Origin of the sequence: Streptomyces sp. NPDC059564 (genome assembly GCF_042735575.1) — a bacterium.
In the GTDB taxonomy this organism is placed as follows: domain Bacteria; phylum Actinomycetota; class Actinomycetes; order Streptomycetales; family Streptomycetaceae; genus Streptomyces.
Genome location: NZ_JBHWBP010000704.1, coordinates 1 through 1,244, shown reverse-complemented (window position 1 = coordinate 1,244; position 1,244 = coordinate 1). Strand labels below are relative to the sequence as shown.

Below are 1,244 nucleotides of genomic sequence, written 5' to 3'. Positions count from 1 at the left end.
GCGCACTTCTACCTGCCCGCGCAGTCCGGGGTGGGCGGGGACTGGTTCGACGTGATCCCGCTCCCGGGCAGCCGGGTCGCGCTCGTCGTCGGAGACGTCGTCGGGCACGGCCTGCACGCCGCGGCCACCATGGGCCGGCTGCGTACGGCGGTGCACAACTTCTCCTCCCTCGACCTGCCGCCCGACGAGATCCTCGCCCGCCTCGACGACCTCGTCCAGCGCATCGACCACGACGTCGCGGACGACACCGGCAGCGGCGTACTCGGCGCCACCTGCCTCTACGCCGTCTACGACCCGGTGTCCAGGCGCTGCACGGCGGCGCGGGCCGGGCACCTGCCGCCCCTCGTGGTCGCCCCCGACGGCACCACCGCCTTCGTGGAGCTGCCCGCCGGGCCGCCGCTCGGACTGGGCGGCATGCCCTTCGAGACCGCCGAGCTGTACCTGGAGGAGGGCAGCCAGCTCGTCCTGTACACCGACGGGCTGGTCGAGGAGCGCGGCCGGGACATCGGCGAGGGCCTGGAACTGCTGCGCGCCGCGCTGAGCCATCCCGCCCGGGACCCGCAGGAGAGCTGCCGGGCCGTCCTGGAGCGGCTGCTGCCGGCCCGGCCGTCCGACGACGTGGCCCTGCTCATCGCGCGGACGCGCACCCTCGGCGCGGACCGCGTCGCGGAATGGGAGGTGCCGTTCGAGCCGAGCGAGGTGGGCACCGTACGCAACGCGGCGGCGCGCAAGCTCGACGCGTGGGGCCTGTCCGAGCTCGGCTTCGCCACGGAACTGATCCTCAGCGAACTGATCACCAACGCCCTGCGGCACGGCAGCGCGCCCGTGCGGGTGCGGCTGCTGTACGACCACACCCTGACCTGCGAGGTGTGGGACGGCAGCAGCACCGCCCCGCACCTGCGCTACGCCGCCACCACCGACGAGGGCGGACGCGGACTGTTCCTCGTGGCACAGGTCAGCGAGCACTGGGGCACCCGGTACACACCGGAGGGCAAGGTCATCTGGGCGGAACAGCACCTCCCCGGCACCCCCGGGAGCGGCTCCCAGACCGCCGCGGAGACCGAGGAAGCGGCCCTCGCGGCCTTCCTGGACGTGGAACCCCTCTGAAGGAGTCCTCCGCCGTCGGCCGAGTCGGGGAATCCGGGGGCGGTCACCCATAAGGGCGGGTTCGGGGGGTAGACGCGGGACGAACACCCCGGCGGATCCACCGGTCCGCCGCGTTCCTACCGGGGAAGTGAGGACAC

General features: G+C 73.7%; 1 protein-coding gene. It reads left to right on the top strand.

All coding sequences use genetic code 11. From position 1 onward, the window contains the following. On the top strand, window positions 1–1,107 hold a 1,107-nt coding region (locus ACFV0Q_RS41795; RefSeq protein ID WP_385013357.1), incomplete at its 5' end, for a SpoIIE family protein phosphatase. Between the last annotated feature and the right edge of the window lie 137 nt (window positions 1,108–1,244).